General features: G+C 38.5%; 11 protein-coding genes. All 11 read right to left on the minus strand.

All coding sequences use genetic code 11. The annotated features are described in order from the left end of the window. Window position 1 precedes the first annotated feature (1 nt). The 11 genes from R2S10_RS15175 to R2S10_RS15225 all read right to left on the minus strand — a co-directional run bounded on the left by R2S10_RS15175 (window position 2) and on the right by R2S10_RS15225 (window position 16,731). A complete protein-coding gene (locus R2S10_RS15175; protein ID WP_316841268.1) occupies window positions 2–1,354 on the minus strand; it encodes a TlpA disulfide reductase family protein in 1,353 nt (450 codons plus the stop codon). Window positions 1,355–1,356: 2 nt separating this feature from the next. Continuing rightward, complete coding sequence (locus tag R2S10_RS15180; RefSeq protein ID WP_316841269.1) at window positions 1,357–2,715, minus strand: TlpA disulfide reductase family protein; 1,359 nt, start codon at window positions 2,713–2,715, stop codon at window positions 1,357–1,359. A 15-nt stretch (window positions 2,716–2,730) separates the two neighbouring features. Next, complete coding sequence (locus tag R2S10_RS15185; protein ID WP_316841270.1) at window positions 2,731–4,083, minus strand: TlpA disulfide reductase family protein; 1,353 nt, start codon at window positions 4,081–4,083, stop codon at window positions 2,731–2,733. Window positions 4,084–4,094: 11 nt separating this feature from the next. Next, window positions 4,095–5,642, minus strand: coding sequence for a PKD-like family lipoprotein (locus R2S10_RS15190; RefSeq protein WP_316841271.1), 1,548 nt, complete (start codon window positions 5,640–5,642; stop codon window positions 4,095–4,097). A gap of 25 nt (window positions 5,643–5,667) precedes the next feature. Then, on the minus strand, window positions 5,668–6,423 hold the full coding sequence (locus tag R2S10_RS15195) for a DUF4843 domain-containing protein (protein WP_316841272.1): 756 nt from the start codon (window positions 6,421–6,423) through the stop codon (window positions 5,668–5,670). 2 nt (window positions 6,424–6,425) lie between these two features. After that, window positions 6,426–7,829, minus strand: coding sequence for a RagB/SusD family nutrient uptake outer membrane protein (locus R2S10_RS15200; RefSeq protein WP_316841273.1), 1,404 nt, complete (start codon window positions 7,827–7,829; stop codon window positions 6,426–6,428). 11 nt (window positions 7,830–7,840) lie between these two features. Further along, window positions 7,841–11,155 (minus strand): SusC/RagA family TonB-linked outer membrane protein, encoded by a 3,315-nt coding sequence (locus tag R2S10_RS15205; RefSeq protein ID WP_316841274.1) that lies wholly within the window; start codon window positions 11,153–11,155, stop codon window positions 7,841–7,843. Between the two features lie 337 nt (window positions 11,156–11,492). After that, a complete protein-coding gene (locus tag R2S10_RS15210; protein ID WP_316841275.1) occupies window positions 11,493–12,656 on the minus strand; it encodes a FecR family protein in 1,164 nt (387 codons plus the stop codon). A 53-nt stretch (window positions 12,657–12,709) separates the two neighbouring features. Beyond that, window positions 12,710–13,294 carry an RNA polymerase sigma-70 factor gene (locus R2S10_RS15215; RefSeq protein WP_316841276.1) on the minus strand — a complete coding sequence of 195 codons (585 nt, stop codon included), beginning with the start codon at window positions 13,292–13,294 and terminating at the stop codon, window positions 12,710–12,712. A 276-nt stretch (window positions 13,295–13,570) separates the two neighbouring features. Then, window positions 13,571–15,136: a hypothetical protein gene (locus tag R2S10_RS15220; protein ID WP_316841277.1), complete on the minus strand. Its 1,566-nt coding sequence runs from the start codon at window positions 15,134–15,136 to the stop codon at window positions 13,571–13,573. Window positions 15,137–15,156: 20 nt separating this feature from the next. Next, a complete protein-coding gene (locus tag R2S10_RS15225; protein ID WP_316841278.1) occupies window positions 15,157–16,731 on the minus strand; it encodes a hypothetical protein in 1,575 nt (524 codons plus the stop codon). Window positions 16,732–16,734 lie beyond the last annotated feature (3 nt).

Here is a 16,734-nt window from a genome sequence, read left to right on the forward strand (position 1 = left end):
CCTAATTAGCTTTTGACAATTCATTTTCTACCATTTCAGTTAATTTCGGATCAGATGGACGAGGGGCATCCACAGAAACCACATTTCCTTTTTTATCAAATACCATAAATCTTGGGAGCGTTGCAATTCCATAATCCTTGGTTATTTTACTCCAACCACTCGCAAACAACTGGATGCCATGCAAATTCAGGTCTTTCAACATGTCTAACCATTTTTGCTTGTCCTTTTCATAATCCACACTCACCGACATAAATACCACATCTTGACCTTTAAACTTTTCTTCCATCTTTTTCAAGTACGGAATCTGCTGTTTACAAGGCGCACACCAGGTTGCCCAGACATCAACTACCACTACTTTCCCTTTAAAATCAGTCAGGGAAACCATTTTTCCATTCTGATCAGGATAAGTGAAATTCATTGCAGGTTTAGGTCCAACCACCTGATTGTATAGTTTTCTACCCAAATCTTCCAGCAGCAATTGCTGGTATGGTGATTTAAAATACGCCCCGTATTTAGCCATAAAGGCCTCGTAAGCCTGATAATTATTAATCCCCTTCATCACTCGTTGGTCATTGAGAAGATAGGCACCCTTAACCACGTCGTTGTTAAAAGCCTTAATTTTCTCATCCACTGTTCCTCGACCTGGCACGATAAAGTTGGCGTACAACTCCAAAAAGCGCTTTCCATGAAGCATGCCCAATGCAGCATCATTATCGAATTTCTTCGGATCAGAAAGGGTATTGTAAAAGGGCGAAAGTTGTTCTTTTTTAAGAAACTCTCCTCTCGGAAGTGCAAGAAAGTTCAACGCATACAAATCCAAATCGTATCCAACAATCGCTTTCATCGTTTTATTAAACACGCCATTCTTCGTTTGAATCGACTTTTTAAAGCTTTCCGATTTGGTAGCCAATGTTGCTAAAGCAGGAAAAAAGTCCTTGCTCTGTTGCATAGAATGAAAGGAATTATACCTCATTGATTCCGACATTTTCAGCCATTTGTATAAAATCGTATTCTCTGGTGTTTGAGGGCCAACAAAATCGAATGTTCTGGTATTGATACTCACCTGGGCCTTATCCCCTTTCTTCAAATAAACAGGATATTTTCCTCTGATAAATTCTCCCCATCCAATCGCGTACATTCCTTCCTTAGCAGGATTGAACATAAAGCCAAAAGAACCATCTGCACCCAAACGGGTTTTACTAATCTCTTCAGTTTCCCCGTTATTGATCACATAAAGCGCAATGTCCTTATCGTCAAATCCATCGGACTTTACCGTACCCCAAATCTGAGTCATTTGCGCCGAAGCGCAAAGACTAAGCAGGAGAGCAGATAAAACAAGTATGATATTTTTCATGGTTATTTAGCTACAGATTTTGCCAATTCAACTTCCAACAAAGCTTTTAACTTTGGATCAGAAGGACGCGGCGAGTTTGGATTCACCAAAATGCCATTCTTATCAATCACAATAAAGCGCGGAATCGTATTGATTTTATAGAACTCAGTTACCTTATTCGCAAATCCACCGGCATACAATTGTACCCCGCCAAGTTTCATGTCGGCCACCATTTTCAACCATTTATCTTTATCCTTCAATTCATCGGTAGAAATGCTCACAAAAACCACATCCTTACCATGAAACTCTTCTTCTAATTTCTTCAAATAAGGAATTTCTTTTTTACAAGGATTACACCAGGTAGCCCAGATATCCAGAACCACTACTTTACCTTTAAAATCAGTTAAAGAAACGGATTTACCATTCTGATCAGGGAACGTGAAATCAACAGCTTTACCGCCAGCAGTAGTGATGTACAATTTAGCACCAAGCTCATCTACCCTTTTCTTCAAGCTCGCTGACTCGAAGTACTTACCAAAACTCTTAAGCATACCTTCGTACTGAGGATAACTTTGAACCTTAGGTAACATCTTGAACAACGTGTAAACGCCCTTTTGTCTATCCGTAGAGAAAAACTTCAACCTATCATCAATATTAGTATTCTTTCCACCCGCATAATCTGCGTAACTATTGATTAAAGCTTCCCCAAATAAAGAGGCTAAAACATCATCATTTTTGAACTTATTGTCTACTACAATCGAGCTGTAATAGGCTGGGTAAAGATCTTTGGTCGGATGTATTTTACGCGGCGTGCGGATAAAGTGCATCGCATAATAATCCATATCAAAATAAGTCTGCGAAGTCATCAGTCTATTGAAATTTTCATTCTTAGTCTTGATCGACTTTCTAAAATCATTGGTTAAGGCCGAAACCCTGGTCAGTTCAGGAAAAAAATCTTCATAAGTACTCAATGGCGTCTCCATAAAGTACAAGGCTTTAACTTTCAACTCCTGACTAAGGTTGGTCCAGGAAGAGAGCACCGTGTTCTCAGGCGTCTGTTTTCCAACAAACTGCATCCTTCTTTTATCAATTGCAATCTCCGTCTTGTCGCCTTTTTTAAGGTACAATGGAAACAAAGCGCCTTGTTCGATTTTAACATGACCAACCGCATAAAAACCTTCATTTAATGGGCTAAATAAAAAGCCAAAAGCACCATCTGGTCCTATTTCAGTATTGGCCATCAATACCGGCTTACCATCTTCCACTCTAAAAAGTGAAATGTCTTTTTGGTTACTGTTTTTCATTTGTCCGCGGATCTCCGACAATTGGGCAAAAGAAACCTGAGCCATAAACAAGGCCACTAGCGTGAATATCAATTTCATCTTTTCTATATTTAATTATTTCGACAATAGCTCCTCCAAATACACCTTAAGCACAGGATTTGAAGGGCGTAAACAACATTTTGCATTCAACATTTTACCTTCTCTATCCAGGACTAAGAATCTAGGGATCCCTGTTTTACCGATTTGGTTAAAGAAAGGCGCTGCTCCAAGACCACCCGGCATCCATAATTGTTCTCCTTTCAATCCTCTTTTCTTCATGAATTTCTGCCAGTAATCTTCCAGTTTATCCCCATTTAAAGAGATAAAAACCACATCCTTTCCTGCCATTTCATGTTCAATTTTACTCAAGAAGGGCATTTCCGCAACACAAGGATGGCACCAAGTGCTCCAGATGTCGATAAAAATATATTTACCTTTATAATCACTGATTTTTGCCGCTGTACCATCTGGTTTTTGGAAAGTATGGGCACTAAAATCGCTACCTGGTAAGGCATTGTTAAAACGGGTATTCTGTGCTGCTTTTGCAAGAGTCGCATTTACTTTCGCAACATTAGCAGGGTCTTTCAGCAAAGGCATAGTTTCCTTCGCCAATTCCTTTATGGCAAAAACATCCTCTTCCAAAAAGGCAAAATCCAGCAACTGAACCACATACGCTTCTCTTAATTTCTGATCCTCAATACGCTTTGCAAAATCAGCAATCCAAGTATTAGAACTACTCACTTTAAGTTTGCCTGTTTCCATTTTAGCGAACATGATCTCATTTATCGTTTTAAACCAATTGTAATAGCTCACAATTTCTGGTACCAAACGCAGGTCGAAATGATCAAACTGATGTTTGTTAATCTCATCAACTTCACCACTCACCTTCGACTCCATGTACTTCCCGAAAACTTTATCAAGGTATAAACCTTGCGTATAGCCGATCAAAACAGCTTTGTTGCTTTTCACTTCTTCATCACTAGAAGAATTGATTGCATGTACACGCTGAGTATAGACCTCTTTTGGGCTAAAACGCGGATCCATATAGTCGTATTTATGGTTGATGTCAAAGAGAAACTGATTTAGTTTACTTCCCTTTCCACTGATCACTACCTGCTTATCTTTTACCGCAATGCTGATGTCATCGCCAGGTTTCAGATAAACCACAAAACCTTTAACCACTGGATCAGTGGTGGTTAAAATACAAAATGTAGGCGCTTTAAGAGTTGTTTCCATACTAAAAAACCCCTTCTTGAAATTGGTACGGCCCTTCTGGCTCATACCAAATCCTTCTACAAAAAGAGAGGCCGCACCATCTTGCACACTCATCTCTCCTTTTACCAAGGTTTTACCCCCCTCTTCAGCAAAGGCCCCAGAGGATAGTGTTAAGCCGCATAATGCAGCCGCTATTGCTAATATTTTCTTCATAATTTCTGTGTTTATCTTTCTCTGTAGTGCATACTCATCACCTTACCGAATCCGGTATAAGTTTTTTCCAGCTGTATACCCTGTGCAGCAAGCATCACGTCATATTGTTCCACCTTTCCATTCTGACCTTCAGGCAAGCCTGGATCATAGCTACAAACCATTAATTTATCGCTGTTCTTATATTTAGTTTTGTTGTGATAAGCCTGAAACTTAATCAAGCTAATTTTAGAAGGAGCAACATCAAGTACGAGCTTGGCTTCAGCAGGCACCGAACTTTTATTGTATTGATAAAGTTTACTACCTACCGAATAGTAGAGAAATCCAAAATCAGGACTAATGGCATAGTTCTCTGCCTTTTCAATTTCAGGAGATACCACCTCACCATAATAGGATTGTTTGTAGTTGATCGGATCAAAACAAGCCAGGAATCGGGTTTCGGAGGCCGGATCTTTTAAAACAGAAACAATCTCACCTGTAGAAAAAGGAACCCAGGTCATGTACAGCATGTCCATACCCGTATGGTTATAGCTAAACTTAAAATCTGCGCCATCACGATCAAGAATTGTACTTAACCTAGAATCAAATTGAGAAGCGTGTCTCATGAAACGACGATTCTCAGCATCATAAAAGAATGCACGCATGGTCGAAATAGTCTCCGACACCCCAATAAAAGGAGCAACCTTATACGTCTGCTTCTTCACATTATCATAGTTCAAGGCTGAAGCATATTTAACGTTAATCGTTCTATCATATCCCAATACATTCCCCGCATTTGAAACTACATAAGCCTTCGCTGATTCGGTAGACATTTTTATCGCGTCCAGGTGAAAATCTGTCGGAAGTTCTAAGTCTAAGATTTCTTTTCTCACATTATAACTCGTACTCCATTGAAAAGTATCGGGATGTACCCTATCTGTACTTTTGTCCGTCCCTACATAAACGCCATAACTTAAATTGATCCCATAACCCTTTAATGGGCCGGTATTATAACTATAGATCAATTTAGGTTTTCCGTCTAATTTTAGTCCGGGATTCAGCTTACCTAACAGATCATTAACGACCAGAAATTCGCCGTTAGGCTGTTGAGAAAGCATATCTAGTTGAGCCTGTCCATTCACTTCCGTCAGGAATAGCCAACCTTCATTGAACTCATTCCTTACCTCCAACTGAAAGGCCTTACGAAATTGAACCCCCGTTTGTTTATCCGTTACCCGATAAAAACTGTCATAGGTTCCCACCGGCAAGTTCATCATTACATTTAGGTTTTTTGAAGTCGACAATACCTTCAATCCGCTATTAGGATTTCCTGATGTAATGATATATACCCATTCATAACGATAACGGGAAGTATCACCCGATTCATCTTTAGAAAAAGAAAGCACAGGGTTTACCTTAAAGTCCTTAGCCACATAGGCCGTTAATTTTCCATTCAGCTCTGCTGAAAATGTGATCTCATTGATTTCCTGATAGTTGTAATTCCCCAGATCCTTCTTACAAGAATAAGTAAACACAGTAAAAAACAGCAGTAAAAAGAGGTAGATTCTATGTTGAAATATCATATTTTTCTTAATTAATAACAGGTGATTATTGTGATAAAGAACCCATGGACATCAATGAGCCATCTTCTTCATAAACTGGATTTCCTTCTAATTTTAGTTTATCTAAATGACGTTGAACAAATCTCGGCAAAGCAACCGCCTCATCATTAGATATATCAGTATCCAAATACATAGGAGTGATGCCTAGAAAATCACAGGCATAAAACAATTTCTTCCTGGTAAAAACACCCCACCTACTGTCTGACCAGAACTTCGGTTTTTTGAGCAAATCATCAAATAACAATTTAGTAGAAATCGTGCTCAATTTTTTCCCGGAAATCGCCCGAGAATTAAAATTGGTTCCGAAAGATGCCGAAGGCAGTAGATCAAGCTTTACGAAAAAACTCTTGGTCATCATCTCATCGGTACGTAACATTTTAAGCTTGATGGTATCTACTTGCTTATTTTTCCTAATCACAAATTTTTCTGGCAAGGCCTCAAAATGGATTCCTGAAATAGCGGTCGACAATGGGTTTACCACCACCTTATACTCCCTGTCAAAATCTTCAGGGCTACCAGTTATCGCCACTACAATATTCTTAACGGAGTCTTTTGCTCGTGTATAAGAAAAAGAAATGTACACAGAATCAGTTGCCAGAGAAGCAGTTGTTTTTCCAGCTTCAGAAAAGTAAACATCAGCGTTTTTGTTGTCATAAGTCATCAACCCCTTTTTACAGGAGGCAAAAGATAAAGCGATCAGCAGTACCGGAAGGATACGGGTAATTTTATTTATATTTTTCATGATTAGTTGCGGTTAGAAATTTCTGATTCAGGGATCGGAACCACGTATTTAGTAGCATCCATTGCAATCGTGCCAGCAGCAAGGCTCCCATTTTGGATAGTTGCTGCATTAGTTCTCTTATAATAAGAGAACAATTGTCCTTCCCCAAAGAACTCTTTTTGGTATTCCTTTAAGATTTCTCCCTTGAATTGTACATCAGTCAGGGTAAGTGGGAGGCCCGCTATATTTCTATTCAGGCGAACAGTATTCAAATAGCCTATGGCAATTTCCTTATTCGACTCACACTCTGCAGCGATATAGTACATTTCGCTCTTTTTCAACAATGGCACCGTATTTCTCCAGGGTTTAGATTTATCATCGACATCCACATATTTAAAAAAGGTTTTATAAGACTTCACCTCTGTATTTCTCCATAGCTGGGCAAAACCATATCTATAGTCAAGTGTGCTACTTTCATACACCTCAGCTAAACGAGTATCCAGTGGTGCTAAAATATCTTTAGCCGCCACATCGGCACCAAATATTTTTTGTTGACCTGCGTACAGATCAGAATTATAGACCCCAAAGATCATTTCTGTGGAGAAGATCCGATCTGAATTGGTTTTTTCTCCAGTTAGATTATTTCTCAGCACCCATGGAAATCTCGCTTGGTTGTCGATCAACACCTTCGCTGCAGCCAGGGCGGAAGTTTTATCCCCTCTGTATAAATAAACACGGGCTTGCAATGCTTTGATGGCAAAATAATTGAACCGATACCTTTTATCGAAATTCTTCGATGTATCTATGGAAACCAATTGTTCTGCTTTTTTTAAATCGTAAACAATATTCCCCATCACCACATTAGCCGGTAAAAATGGAGTAACCGCCACATCACTCTGCGAACAATATGGGATACTTTTCAGCACCGAATCTTTAGTACTATACATCGGTCCGAATAAACGAAGCATATCAAAATGCAATAGCGCACGGATAGCCAAAACTTCTCCCTGATATAAAGAATCAGTTTTTGCATCCAGGATGCCTCGCGATCTATTCAACCTCGCCTGGATCACATTACTACTAAAGATAATGCTATAGGCATTCTTCCAAATTTCCTCCAATTCCTTGGCTACGTTAGCATCCGTTAAACTCAGTGTAGCGAACTTAATTTTGGTATGTGTTGCTGGAATATTATAGCGCTGAGCGAATAATTCAGGAATGCTCATGGTCAGTTTTTCTCCATATAAGCCAGCAGTTGAAGCTCTTAGGTATAAACCATTGATCGCTGCCTCTACATTTTTCTTGTTACTAAAAACCTGATCTTCTGTAAGTCGATCTTCAGGAGTAACTTCTAAAAATTTCTTACAAGATGAAAATGCCATTACTGCAGCAATGACCACAATTAAATATTTAGATTGATTTCTCATTGATTTTTAATTTAAAATGAAGCTCTAAGACTGAAAGAAACTGATCTTGCAAATGGATAATCGATCCCTCGTTCCCTTTGCACCGTTGAAAAGCGGAACACATCATTCGTGTAACCGGATAAATTCAAGGTTCTTAAGCCCAGTGTTTTCATCCATTCCCCACGGTTAAATGTATAACCCAAACTGATCGACTCACAAGAGAGCACGTTTTCTTCCTGGATAAAACGGGAAGTGACTTCAGTACTTGTACTTAAAGAGATGCTCTTAAACTGGGAGATGTCTCCTGGTCTTTTCCAACGGTCGTATAAGGCCCGTTTGTCCTGGTTGTTTGCAATTCCCTGGTAGGTAATGTTTTCCACTTTTGTCAATAAAGCCTGGTTGAATACATCCCCCTTTATTTTATAGCGCATCATCACTGATAAGGATAGTCCTTTGTAATTAAAACTATTGGTGAATACACCTTCCAGCTTTGGTTTGCTACTCCCCACCACTGTTTTCTTTACCCCAGCAAGATCTAAGGTATGTTCTCCAGTTTCAGTCACAAACATTTCACGACCTGTTGCCGGATCGATGCCCAAAGAAGTATAAGCCCAAAGATCATAAGGACTGTAGCCATCTTTGAAACGTTCTAAGGATAATATTGCTTTCGAGGTATTAAAATCAGCCGAATTTTCTTTCTTTTCTAAGGCTGTATTTAGGTTTTCCAGTGCATTTCCAAAACCTCCATATTTACTATTCAAGGTTGCTCCAGTTAGGGTTACCCTCCAGTTCATGCGTTTTTTAAGGTTGTTGATCACCGCATAACTCAGTCTTAACTCATAACCCTTTGTGTTTAAGGTCCCGATATTAATCTGATAATCTTCCACACCAGAAGAAGCAGGAAAATCTATGGGAACTACCAAATCATCCGTCTTTTTACTATAAGAAGTCAGGTACCCAGTTAAACGGTCATTAAAGAAACCAAATTCCAAACCACTACTGATTTGCTGTGTTTTTTGTGCCAATAAATCTGGATTACCAAACTTATCCAGCTTTACCCCTTGCCCAAACTGGTTATAGTTTTTTAAATAGGTATATACTGAAGAGGAAAGAATCGTCCCCATATTTTGATTACCGGTTACTCCAATATTGCTATACACCCTTAATCGGTTCAGCACTCTAAAGTTTTGCAGGAACTTTTCTTTATGAATGTTCCAACCCAGTCCAGCAGACCAATAAGGTGAGAATGGATTCACGGCTCCAAATGAGGTAGAACCATCTATACGGTAAGAAGCATCCAATAAGAAACGCTCATCATAAGCGTAATTCACTGATCCAACTGCATTTAAACTGCGGAACTCCGATTTATTGGCACTCGGCCCACCCGTTTCTGCATAGCCATAAGCAAACTTTAAACTAGGCTCAGCACCTGCTGGAAAACCTTGTGCTACAAAGGTTGATGCACTGCTATTGTTAATCGCCAGTTGCCCCCTTAAATTTGCAGTAAGTGCATGTTTCTCTGCAAATACATTCCCGTAGGTCAATAACGCATGGGTACTCATAGATTGACGGTCCAATTTCTGCTTAGAATAAATCCCACGCAATGAAAAAATCTTGTTGGCATAATTGGTATGCTCTGGTGAAGTAAAGATATCCTGGTCTGCAACAGCCTTCGAGATCTGAAAACCAGCATTGAATTTTAATTTAGAACTGATGTCGTAAATCAGGTTAAAGTTATTCTGAATCTCCATTCCTGTGCCTTGATTTCTAAATGGCAAAGAAGCATTATATAAAGGATTCGGTACATTTAAGGCTACAGTACTCGTCTGAGAATTATCACGGAAGGTTTTAGACTGGTCCAAAAATCTACTGGTAGTATTCTTCTCATAATATGGATTCGCATTTACAAAATCCGCAAAGCGACCATAAGGAGATTCATGACTCATATTTCCTCTAAAAAAGACCGAGTTATTGATGTTCACTTTAGACTTTCTGTAAATTAAATTCACATTACCGCCCCAACTATCGCGGTCAGAACCTTTCATTACACCCGGTTCCATTTTATAGTTAAATCCAACACCATATCGGAACACTGGATCTCCTCCACTTGCATTAACAGAGATGTTTTGACTCACTACGCTCCGTACCGGTTCATTCATCCAATAGGTATCTACACCACGCGCAATATTGCGAAGATGACCATTGTAAATCGAATCCAAACCCAACTGTTGCAAGGGGTCATCCATCGTATATTTTCCTGAAAGTCTTTCAAATTCCAGCTTTTCCGAAGCATTCATCATATTGTACACACTCAGATCTGGCGCATTATATCGCATATCATTCGTAAAATTGAACTGCATTTTCCCTGGTTTAGGCTTTACAGTTTCAATAACCACTACCCCATTGGAAGCTTTAGAACCATAAAGTGCCGTAGAAGCCGCATCTTTTAGGATGGTCACCGATGCCACTGTATTCATATCCAAATCCACAATAATTTGCAAGGAGGTTTCAAATCCATCCAGAATAAATAGTGGCTGATTCGGTTGAGTACCAAAAGCATCTTTCAATGAAAGTGCATTTACACCCGTTTTACCACGAATTTCGATATCAGGCAATACATTGGGATTTGAACCACTAATTTGATTGTCCAACACATTGAAGGAAGGGTCTAATGCTTTCAAACTCGCAATGATGTTGTTATTTCCTACTGTTTTTAACTGCTCACCAGAAAATGTAGCAGTTGCTCCGGTAAAACTTTCCTTTTTACGCTCAATACCAGTACCGGTGATCACTACATCTTCTAGTTTACTGACTGTTGCTCTAAGTTGAACATTGATGACTTCCCTTTTCAGAACAGGCATCACACTAGGTTCAAATCCGATATAAGTAAAAGTTAGTACATCGGTGTTGTCCATCACTTTAATGGCATATTTACCATCCTTATCCGTTTTCGTCACCTCATTACTTTTCTGACTCTTCACCGATACACCTGCCAGAGTATTGTTACTATCGTCTGTTACCTTACCAGTCACTAATCGAGCTTGCTTTACTGCAGTCATGGCTTTCACCACAATCACCTTCTTATCAATCTCGTACATAAAAGGCTGGTTTTCAAAGATCTTATTCAGAACCTCTCCCACTGGAACATTATTAAAATCTACGTCAATGATTTCAGCTTTCTCGATCATTCGATCGCTGTAAATAAAATCATAACCTGCTTGTTTTCGGATTTCCTTAAAAATGCTTGACAAGCTGGCATTTTTCTTTTTCAAGGTGATTCGCTGGGCATAGGTATTTGCGCTAACCTGCAAAATACCAGCTGTTAATAGCACTATAATCAATTTCATTACCAGAAAAATTTTAGCTATACCTGCCGATGGCCGGCATAGGCTATTAAAGTAAAAATTCATACATTTGATTTAGTTTAATACGTGAATGCCATTGCTCAGGAAGTACCCTGGCATCACGCTGTGTTCATTAATTGTTTAGGCAAATTCCCGATCATACCGGGACTGATGAATAGCATTAAATTTATAGCCAGGAGTGTTCCAGCACTCTTGGCTTATTTCAGCTACGCTTCATGAAAAATTTTAGTAAGGTTGTGATGTGGTTCGGTTTGGTTTAGGTTAAAAATTCAGTTAGTTAGGTTATTATAGGTTTAGTTGATTCAGTAGTGTTTGTGTTTTAATTCTTGCGTACTTTGATGGTGGTCCCCCTAATATCAAAGTTCACTTCACCTGTAGATTCCAGGCTTTTCAGAATTTCAGGAATGTCTTTAGACCTCGAAATCTGCGCAGAGAAAGTCAGGGCAGTATCCACATCTTTATCATAAATCACCCGCACATTATACCAGCGGCCAATCTTATTCATGATCTCTTTCAGACTCTCATGCTGAAATATAAAATCTCCATTCTTCCAGTCGATCACTTGCTCGACATCCGTTTTAACGATTTCTATTCCTTCTGGATTCAATATCGCTTGCTCACCTGGTTTAATGATGACTTCTGCTTGCTTCGTTCCTTTACTCGTTACTTTTACGCTACCTTCCAATAAGGTGGTCTTGATTCCCCCTTCATCTTTGTAGCTATTGATATTGAAATGAGTTCCCAATACCTGCACTTCCTGGCCATCAGAAACAACTTTAAAGGGATGCGCTTTGTCTTTCTCTACTTCGAAATAGGCTTCGCCGCTCAGCTCTACCTTCCGCTCTGATAAGGAGGCGAAAGACATTGGGAACCTCAAAGAAGAAACGGCATTTAGCCAAACCTTAGTTCCGTCCGGTAAGATGACCTGGTATTGTCCACCTTTTGGGGTTTCAATGGTATTATAGGTCAGTGATTGAGCTGTTGCCCCCTCTGTTCCCTGTACTTTATACATCAAGCGGCCATCAGCCGATTTTGTAATTTGTATGCCGGTCTGCTCAAGTATGGCACCGTTCTTTGCATCACTTAAATTGATTTTCCGGCCATCAGCCAAAGTCAATGTTGCCGTATTCGAACCGGGAACAATTACAGAAGCTACAGATTGATCTTGTGGATTTACTTTGTTTAGGAAAAAGTAAGTCGAGATTCCAACGATCATCAAAATAGCCGCTGCTGATAAGTACCGGCCGATCGAGAAAATCTTGTTTTTTCTTTTGATATCATGTACCTGATCAAAAAGACCTGCATACATTTCGTTACGGACCGCAGCTTTCTCCCCCATCAGTGCAGCATCCCAAGAAGTATGTCTAGTCGACAGCAATTCATAAGCTTCCTCAAAAGCTTTTAATTCTGCTTCATTAGCAATTCCTTCCTGGCATTTTTCTGCCAAAGCTCTAAACTCAAGATCTGTAATTGGGGGCTTCATACCAGTATGTCTAATTAAAAGACCCTTACCCCTAAGAAGAAATGAAATAAATATTATTTAATAAAAATGGAGCAGATACAGGCAAAGAAAAGGACTTCTCCCATTACTATCCGTAACTGCTTTAAAGCGATGGACATTTGGGCTTCGACAGTTTTCACACTGATGCCCATTCGGTTTGCTATCTCCTTATTGCTAAGGTGTTCTATTCTGCTCAGTAAAAAGACCTCCTGACAACGTTTAGGAAGTAGCGCAACCCCTTGCTCCAGTAACTTTTCTATATCCTGCTCATTCAGGCGATCTTTCATCAGGTTGAAACCAGCAAGTTTTTCTAATTCTTCAGGCTCAATAAATACCTTCCGACTACTTGCAGATTTAATATAGCTGAGTACTTTATAACGAACAGCGGTAAATAGGTAAGATTTTAAGGAATCAATTTTCACCTTTGCTCTTCTGATCCACAATTGCAACAGCACATCCTGCACAATATCCTTGCAGGGATCAGCATCTCTTAAGATACTAAATGCAGCGAGGTACAGTTGTTCCCAATATTGATCGTAAATAAGCTTAAGGCCACTTTCATCGTCTGTCTCCAATAACAAAAGCAACTCTTCATCAGTTAATACTGTTTGAGTAAACATATTATTCATTCATAAAGACTCCCTAAGGTTATAAAAAAAAAATGACACTGTAATCGTATTCTTACAAAAAAGAGTAAGAAAATCTCCTTGAGAACAGAAATTTAATCGATTAATGTCTAGATATAGATATTCGTAATTCAAGCGATTTGATTACCTGCGATTTTTGAAGCCTCCTCTGTTTGCCATAGTAATGATGGGATCAAAGGATTATTAGTTTAAGAACCAGTGATCACTCCACATGAATGAAAAAACTTCAGGTTCTCAACTCTTATCTTCTCATTTAGAAGCAGATTTAGCACTATCTGGAAACAACAGAGGCTTTGTTCGTTTAAGTTCAACTATATAATTAAAACCATCCAATTCCCTTAGAACACAATTTATACCTGACTTACCGGTCCATGTAAATTTATACTGCTCCGGGCCAGGCTCTGAGATGACCAGATTTTGTTGTTTGCCAAGTACGCTATCCTTACCAGTAATCCAAAATTTATATCCAAATAGAATAGAGTCTTTTTTAATGAATTCACTAAACTTATAATCATTTGAATCCGGATAAACATAGCCCCTGTAGTTATTAAAATTCCTAAGATTTTTACCCATATAAAACCTTAAATGAGACATTTTTAAATCTATCTGAATGCTATCTTTTTTGGGAATATAGAGTGCATAAATCCTTGGGATTTCTGGTTCATTAGCTGGCCAATCCGTACTTGGAATTGGATCAAAATAGGCCAGCACTACACATTCCCGTTCGGTCTCATTAAAAATATTCATATGCTTCCCTGGATTTTTGATAGATTCAAGATCAAACCTAAACAGATCAAGTTGAAAGGGATTGCCATACTTAATAGGCTGAAAAGGTAATTGTAATTTCAGTGCATCAGAATCTTGAACGGCAAACTTTCTTGCTTCAATAAAATTCTGCATATTCAAGTGTTGTTCTGCAATCAGGTATTCTTCTTCCTTAGAAGGACCTTGATTTAATTTCGCCACAGGATTTACTCTTTTTGTTTTATCCATCCTCCTGTCATTACCAAGAAAGCCTATAATCATCAGAACAAAGATCACAGGTATAGCAAAAACTGAGATAAACATCAGCCACTGATACAGTAATGGGTTGCCTACTTTGCTACTCACATAATCTAGCCTATACTGGAATACACGATCCGAAGGCGCATAGAAAAGCATTGCTTTTAAGATTTTATGGAAATATATCGTACCATCAGTCTTATGGAGATGCTTCTCTACAAGGTTCAGGAATTCGTAGAGGTAATCCTTGAAATAAACAGCATCTATTCTGTTTAGCAATTCATAGAAATCACTTTCCCTAAGATAGTTCATTCTCTTTCTTAAAGAAAGTGAAGGGGAAGGGTTGAAATCAGCTACCGCTTCTTTCAATTTACTTTCCAAACGATTAAGAAACAGTTGTTCGATATCTGGTTCAAAAAGTATTTTGTACTCCGATAAAACGATAAGACTTCTCCAATTTTTATTCTTAAAGTTTTGTTCAATGTAACTGATCAAATCTTCCTTCAGATGAACCGAGATTAGTTCTTTAATACGACGTTCTTCTTTAGGAAAAAGGAATCTCCGGTAATCTTCATATTTAGAATTTTCTCCTGCCAGAATGGAATAAAGTCCTTCATAATTACAAATTGCATTGATTTCGGCTGGATAATTTTTAAGGATATAAATGATCCGGTCAATATCGTTCTTAGACAGGGAATTATTCAGCTTGTACTCGGCTATTAATTTCTTTTCAATCCGAACAACATCATCATTTGAAATGGTTTTGAGCTGTTCAGGACTTACTCCAATAAGGGCTAATGACTTAAAAAACATGATTTACAATTTACTGATAATTAAAAGCCCCTCAAAAAAGAATAAATATCAGGATCTTTTTCCCTCGCTACTTTTGGAGTCGCAGGGACATCCCGTTCAGGTAAAATCAATGGACGACCTTTTCTTAGTGTATCCAAATTATTCATATCATAAAGGTTACCTACCCCATAAACCACCGTTGAGTTGCCGATCCAGTCCAGCTGATAATGCTTTGGATCTGGCTGAGAGATCACTAGTTTTTGAGTCCTACGTACTTCTCCCCATTCTTTCATGAATCTTAAACCATACCTGAATAATGTCGAATCTATTTTGTTAAACTCACTAAACTTCCGATCCATGGAGTCAGGATATACATCATCGTGATAAGTATTAAACTCTTTTAGTTTTTTTCCCATATATAACCTCAGAACAGACATATGAAAATCTACCTCAATGCTTTCATATTCTGGGATATAAAGTGCATAAATTTCCGGCAGTTCATATCCTACTCGCTTCACATAATCCATTTTTTCCGGAAGATAATGATCATCATAATAGGCAAGCACAATACACTCATTTTGTGTCTTATTAAAAATACGAAGCTGTGCCCCCGTCTCCCCCATCTGTTTTATCGCTGAAGAATTGCCCTTAAAAAGGGCTGAGTTGAAAGGATTACTATACTTTTCCGGCTCAATAAAGGGCAGTCTATCTGTAGCTTTTGACTGCTGAACGGGAAAGACTCTAGCTTCAACAAAAGCCATCATATCAAGATGTTGTTGATCCGTCGGAGAGATACTGTCCTTCTCTCTATTAGAAATCCAAAATGCAAACAGGCAAACCACTACAAACATGAACAATACTGAAAAGTAAATAAAGCGGTCTTGTCCACCATGGCTACGCATGACTACAGAAATGTCATTTATTACCCTGGAATTACCATAGCCGTATCTAGTTAGATAAGTTAACAAATCATCAAAGAACGGAGTTCGTGCTGTATACTTTTCATGATCAACTATAAACTTTAAAAAGCGATATACATAAGGGGTAAAATGGCTTGGATGGATTTCATACATCAAAATGTAAAAAGCCTCTTTACGTAGAAAACCAACTTTTTTTGTCAACACATTACGTGGTGGCATTTGTTCCAAAACAGTAAAGCCTTCCTCTAATTTATCCTCCATTTTAAGGATAATAAACTCTTCGAGTTCCTTGTTTAAAAAGTCTGGATATTTGAGTAGTTTCCTGAGGTTATCGAAATTATTTTCCCTGAAATCCCGAACAATATACCCTATCAGTTCCGCTTTAAAATGTATGGAAATCAATTCTCTTATTCTAAGTACTTCCTCCTTAGTATGAAAACGTAAACTATCTTCATAAGTAGCTGGAATACCCCGGAGAAAGCAATACAGGTGTTCATAAAAAGTGATGGCCCTGATTTCTGCTCGGTAATACTTTAGTATAAAAAGTATCTTTTCAATATCATCCTTTGATAGGCTATTATTGAGGTTTCGATCTGCAATCAGCTTCTTTTCAATCCGGATGATGTCTTCATCAGAAATATTCTGAAGCTGATTCCGATCAACACCAATATTTTCGAGTGATTTAAAGAATAACAATTT

This window comes from Pedobacter gandavensis (assembly GCF_032678745.1).
GTDB classification, from domain to species: domain Bacteria; phylum Bacteroidota; class Bacteroidia; order Sphingobacteriales; family Sphingobacteriaceae; genus Pedobacter; species Pedobacter gandavensis_C.

Excerpts from the sequence above, each read along its gene's own strand:
- R2S10_RS15175 (WP_316841268.1), bottom strand. The coding sequence starts at position 1,354 with ATGAAAAATATCATACTTGTTTTATCTGCTCTCCTGCTTAGTCTTTGC.
- R2S10_RS15180 (WP_316841269.1), bottom strand. The coding sequence starts at position 2,715 with ATGAAATTGATATTCACGCTAGTGGCCTTGTTTATGGCTCAGGTTTCT.
- R2S10_RS15185 (WP_316841270.1), bottom strand. The coding sequence starts at position 4,083 with ATGAAGAAAATATTAGCAATAGCGGCTGCATTATGCGGCTTAACACTA.
- R2S10_RS15190 (WP_316841271.1), bottom strand. The coding sequence starts at position 5,642 with ATGATATTTCAACATAGAATCTACCTCTTTTTACTGCTGTTTTTTACT.
- R2S10_RS15195 (WP_316841272.1), bottom strand. The coding sequence starts at position 6,423 with ATGAAAAATATAAATAAAATTACCCGTATCCTTCCGGTACTGCTGATC.
- R2S10_RS15200 (WP_316841273.1), bottom strand. The coding sequence starts at position 7,829 with ATGAGAAATCAATCTAAATATTTAATTGTGGTCATTGCTGCAGTAATG.
- R2S10_RS15205 (WP_316841274.1), bottom strand. The coding sequence starts at position 11,155 with ATGAAATTGATTATAGTGCTATTAACAGCTGGTATTTTGCAGGTTAGC.
- R2S10_RS15210 (WP_316841275.1), bottom strand. The coding sequence starts at position 12,656 with ATGAAGCCCCCAATTACAGATCTTGAGTTTAGAGCTTTGGCAGAAAAA.
- R2S10_RS15215 (WP_316841276.1), bottom strand. The coding sequence starts at position 13,294 with ATGTTTACTCAAACAGTATTAACTGATGAAGAGTTGCTTTTGTTATTG.
- R2S10_RS15220 (WP_316841277.1), bottom strand. The coding sequence starts at position 15,136 with ATGTTTTTTAAGTCATTAGCCCTTATTGGAGTAAGTCCTGAACAGCTC.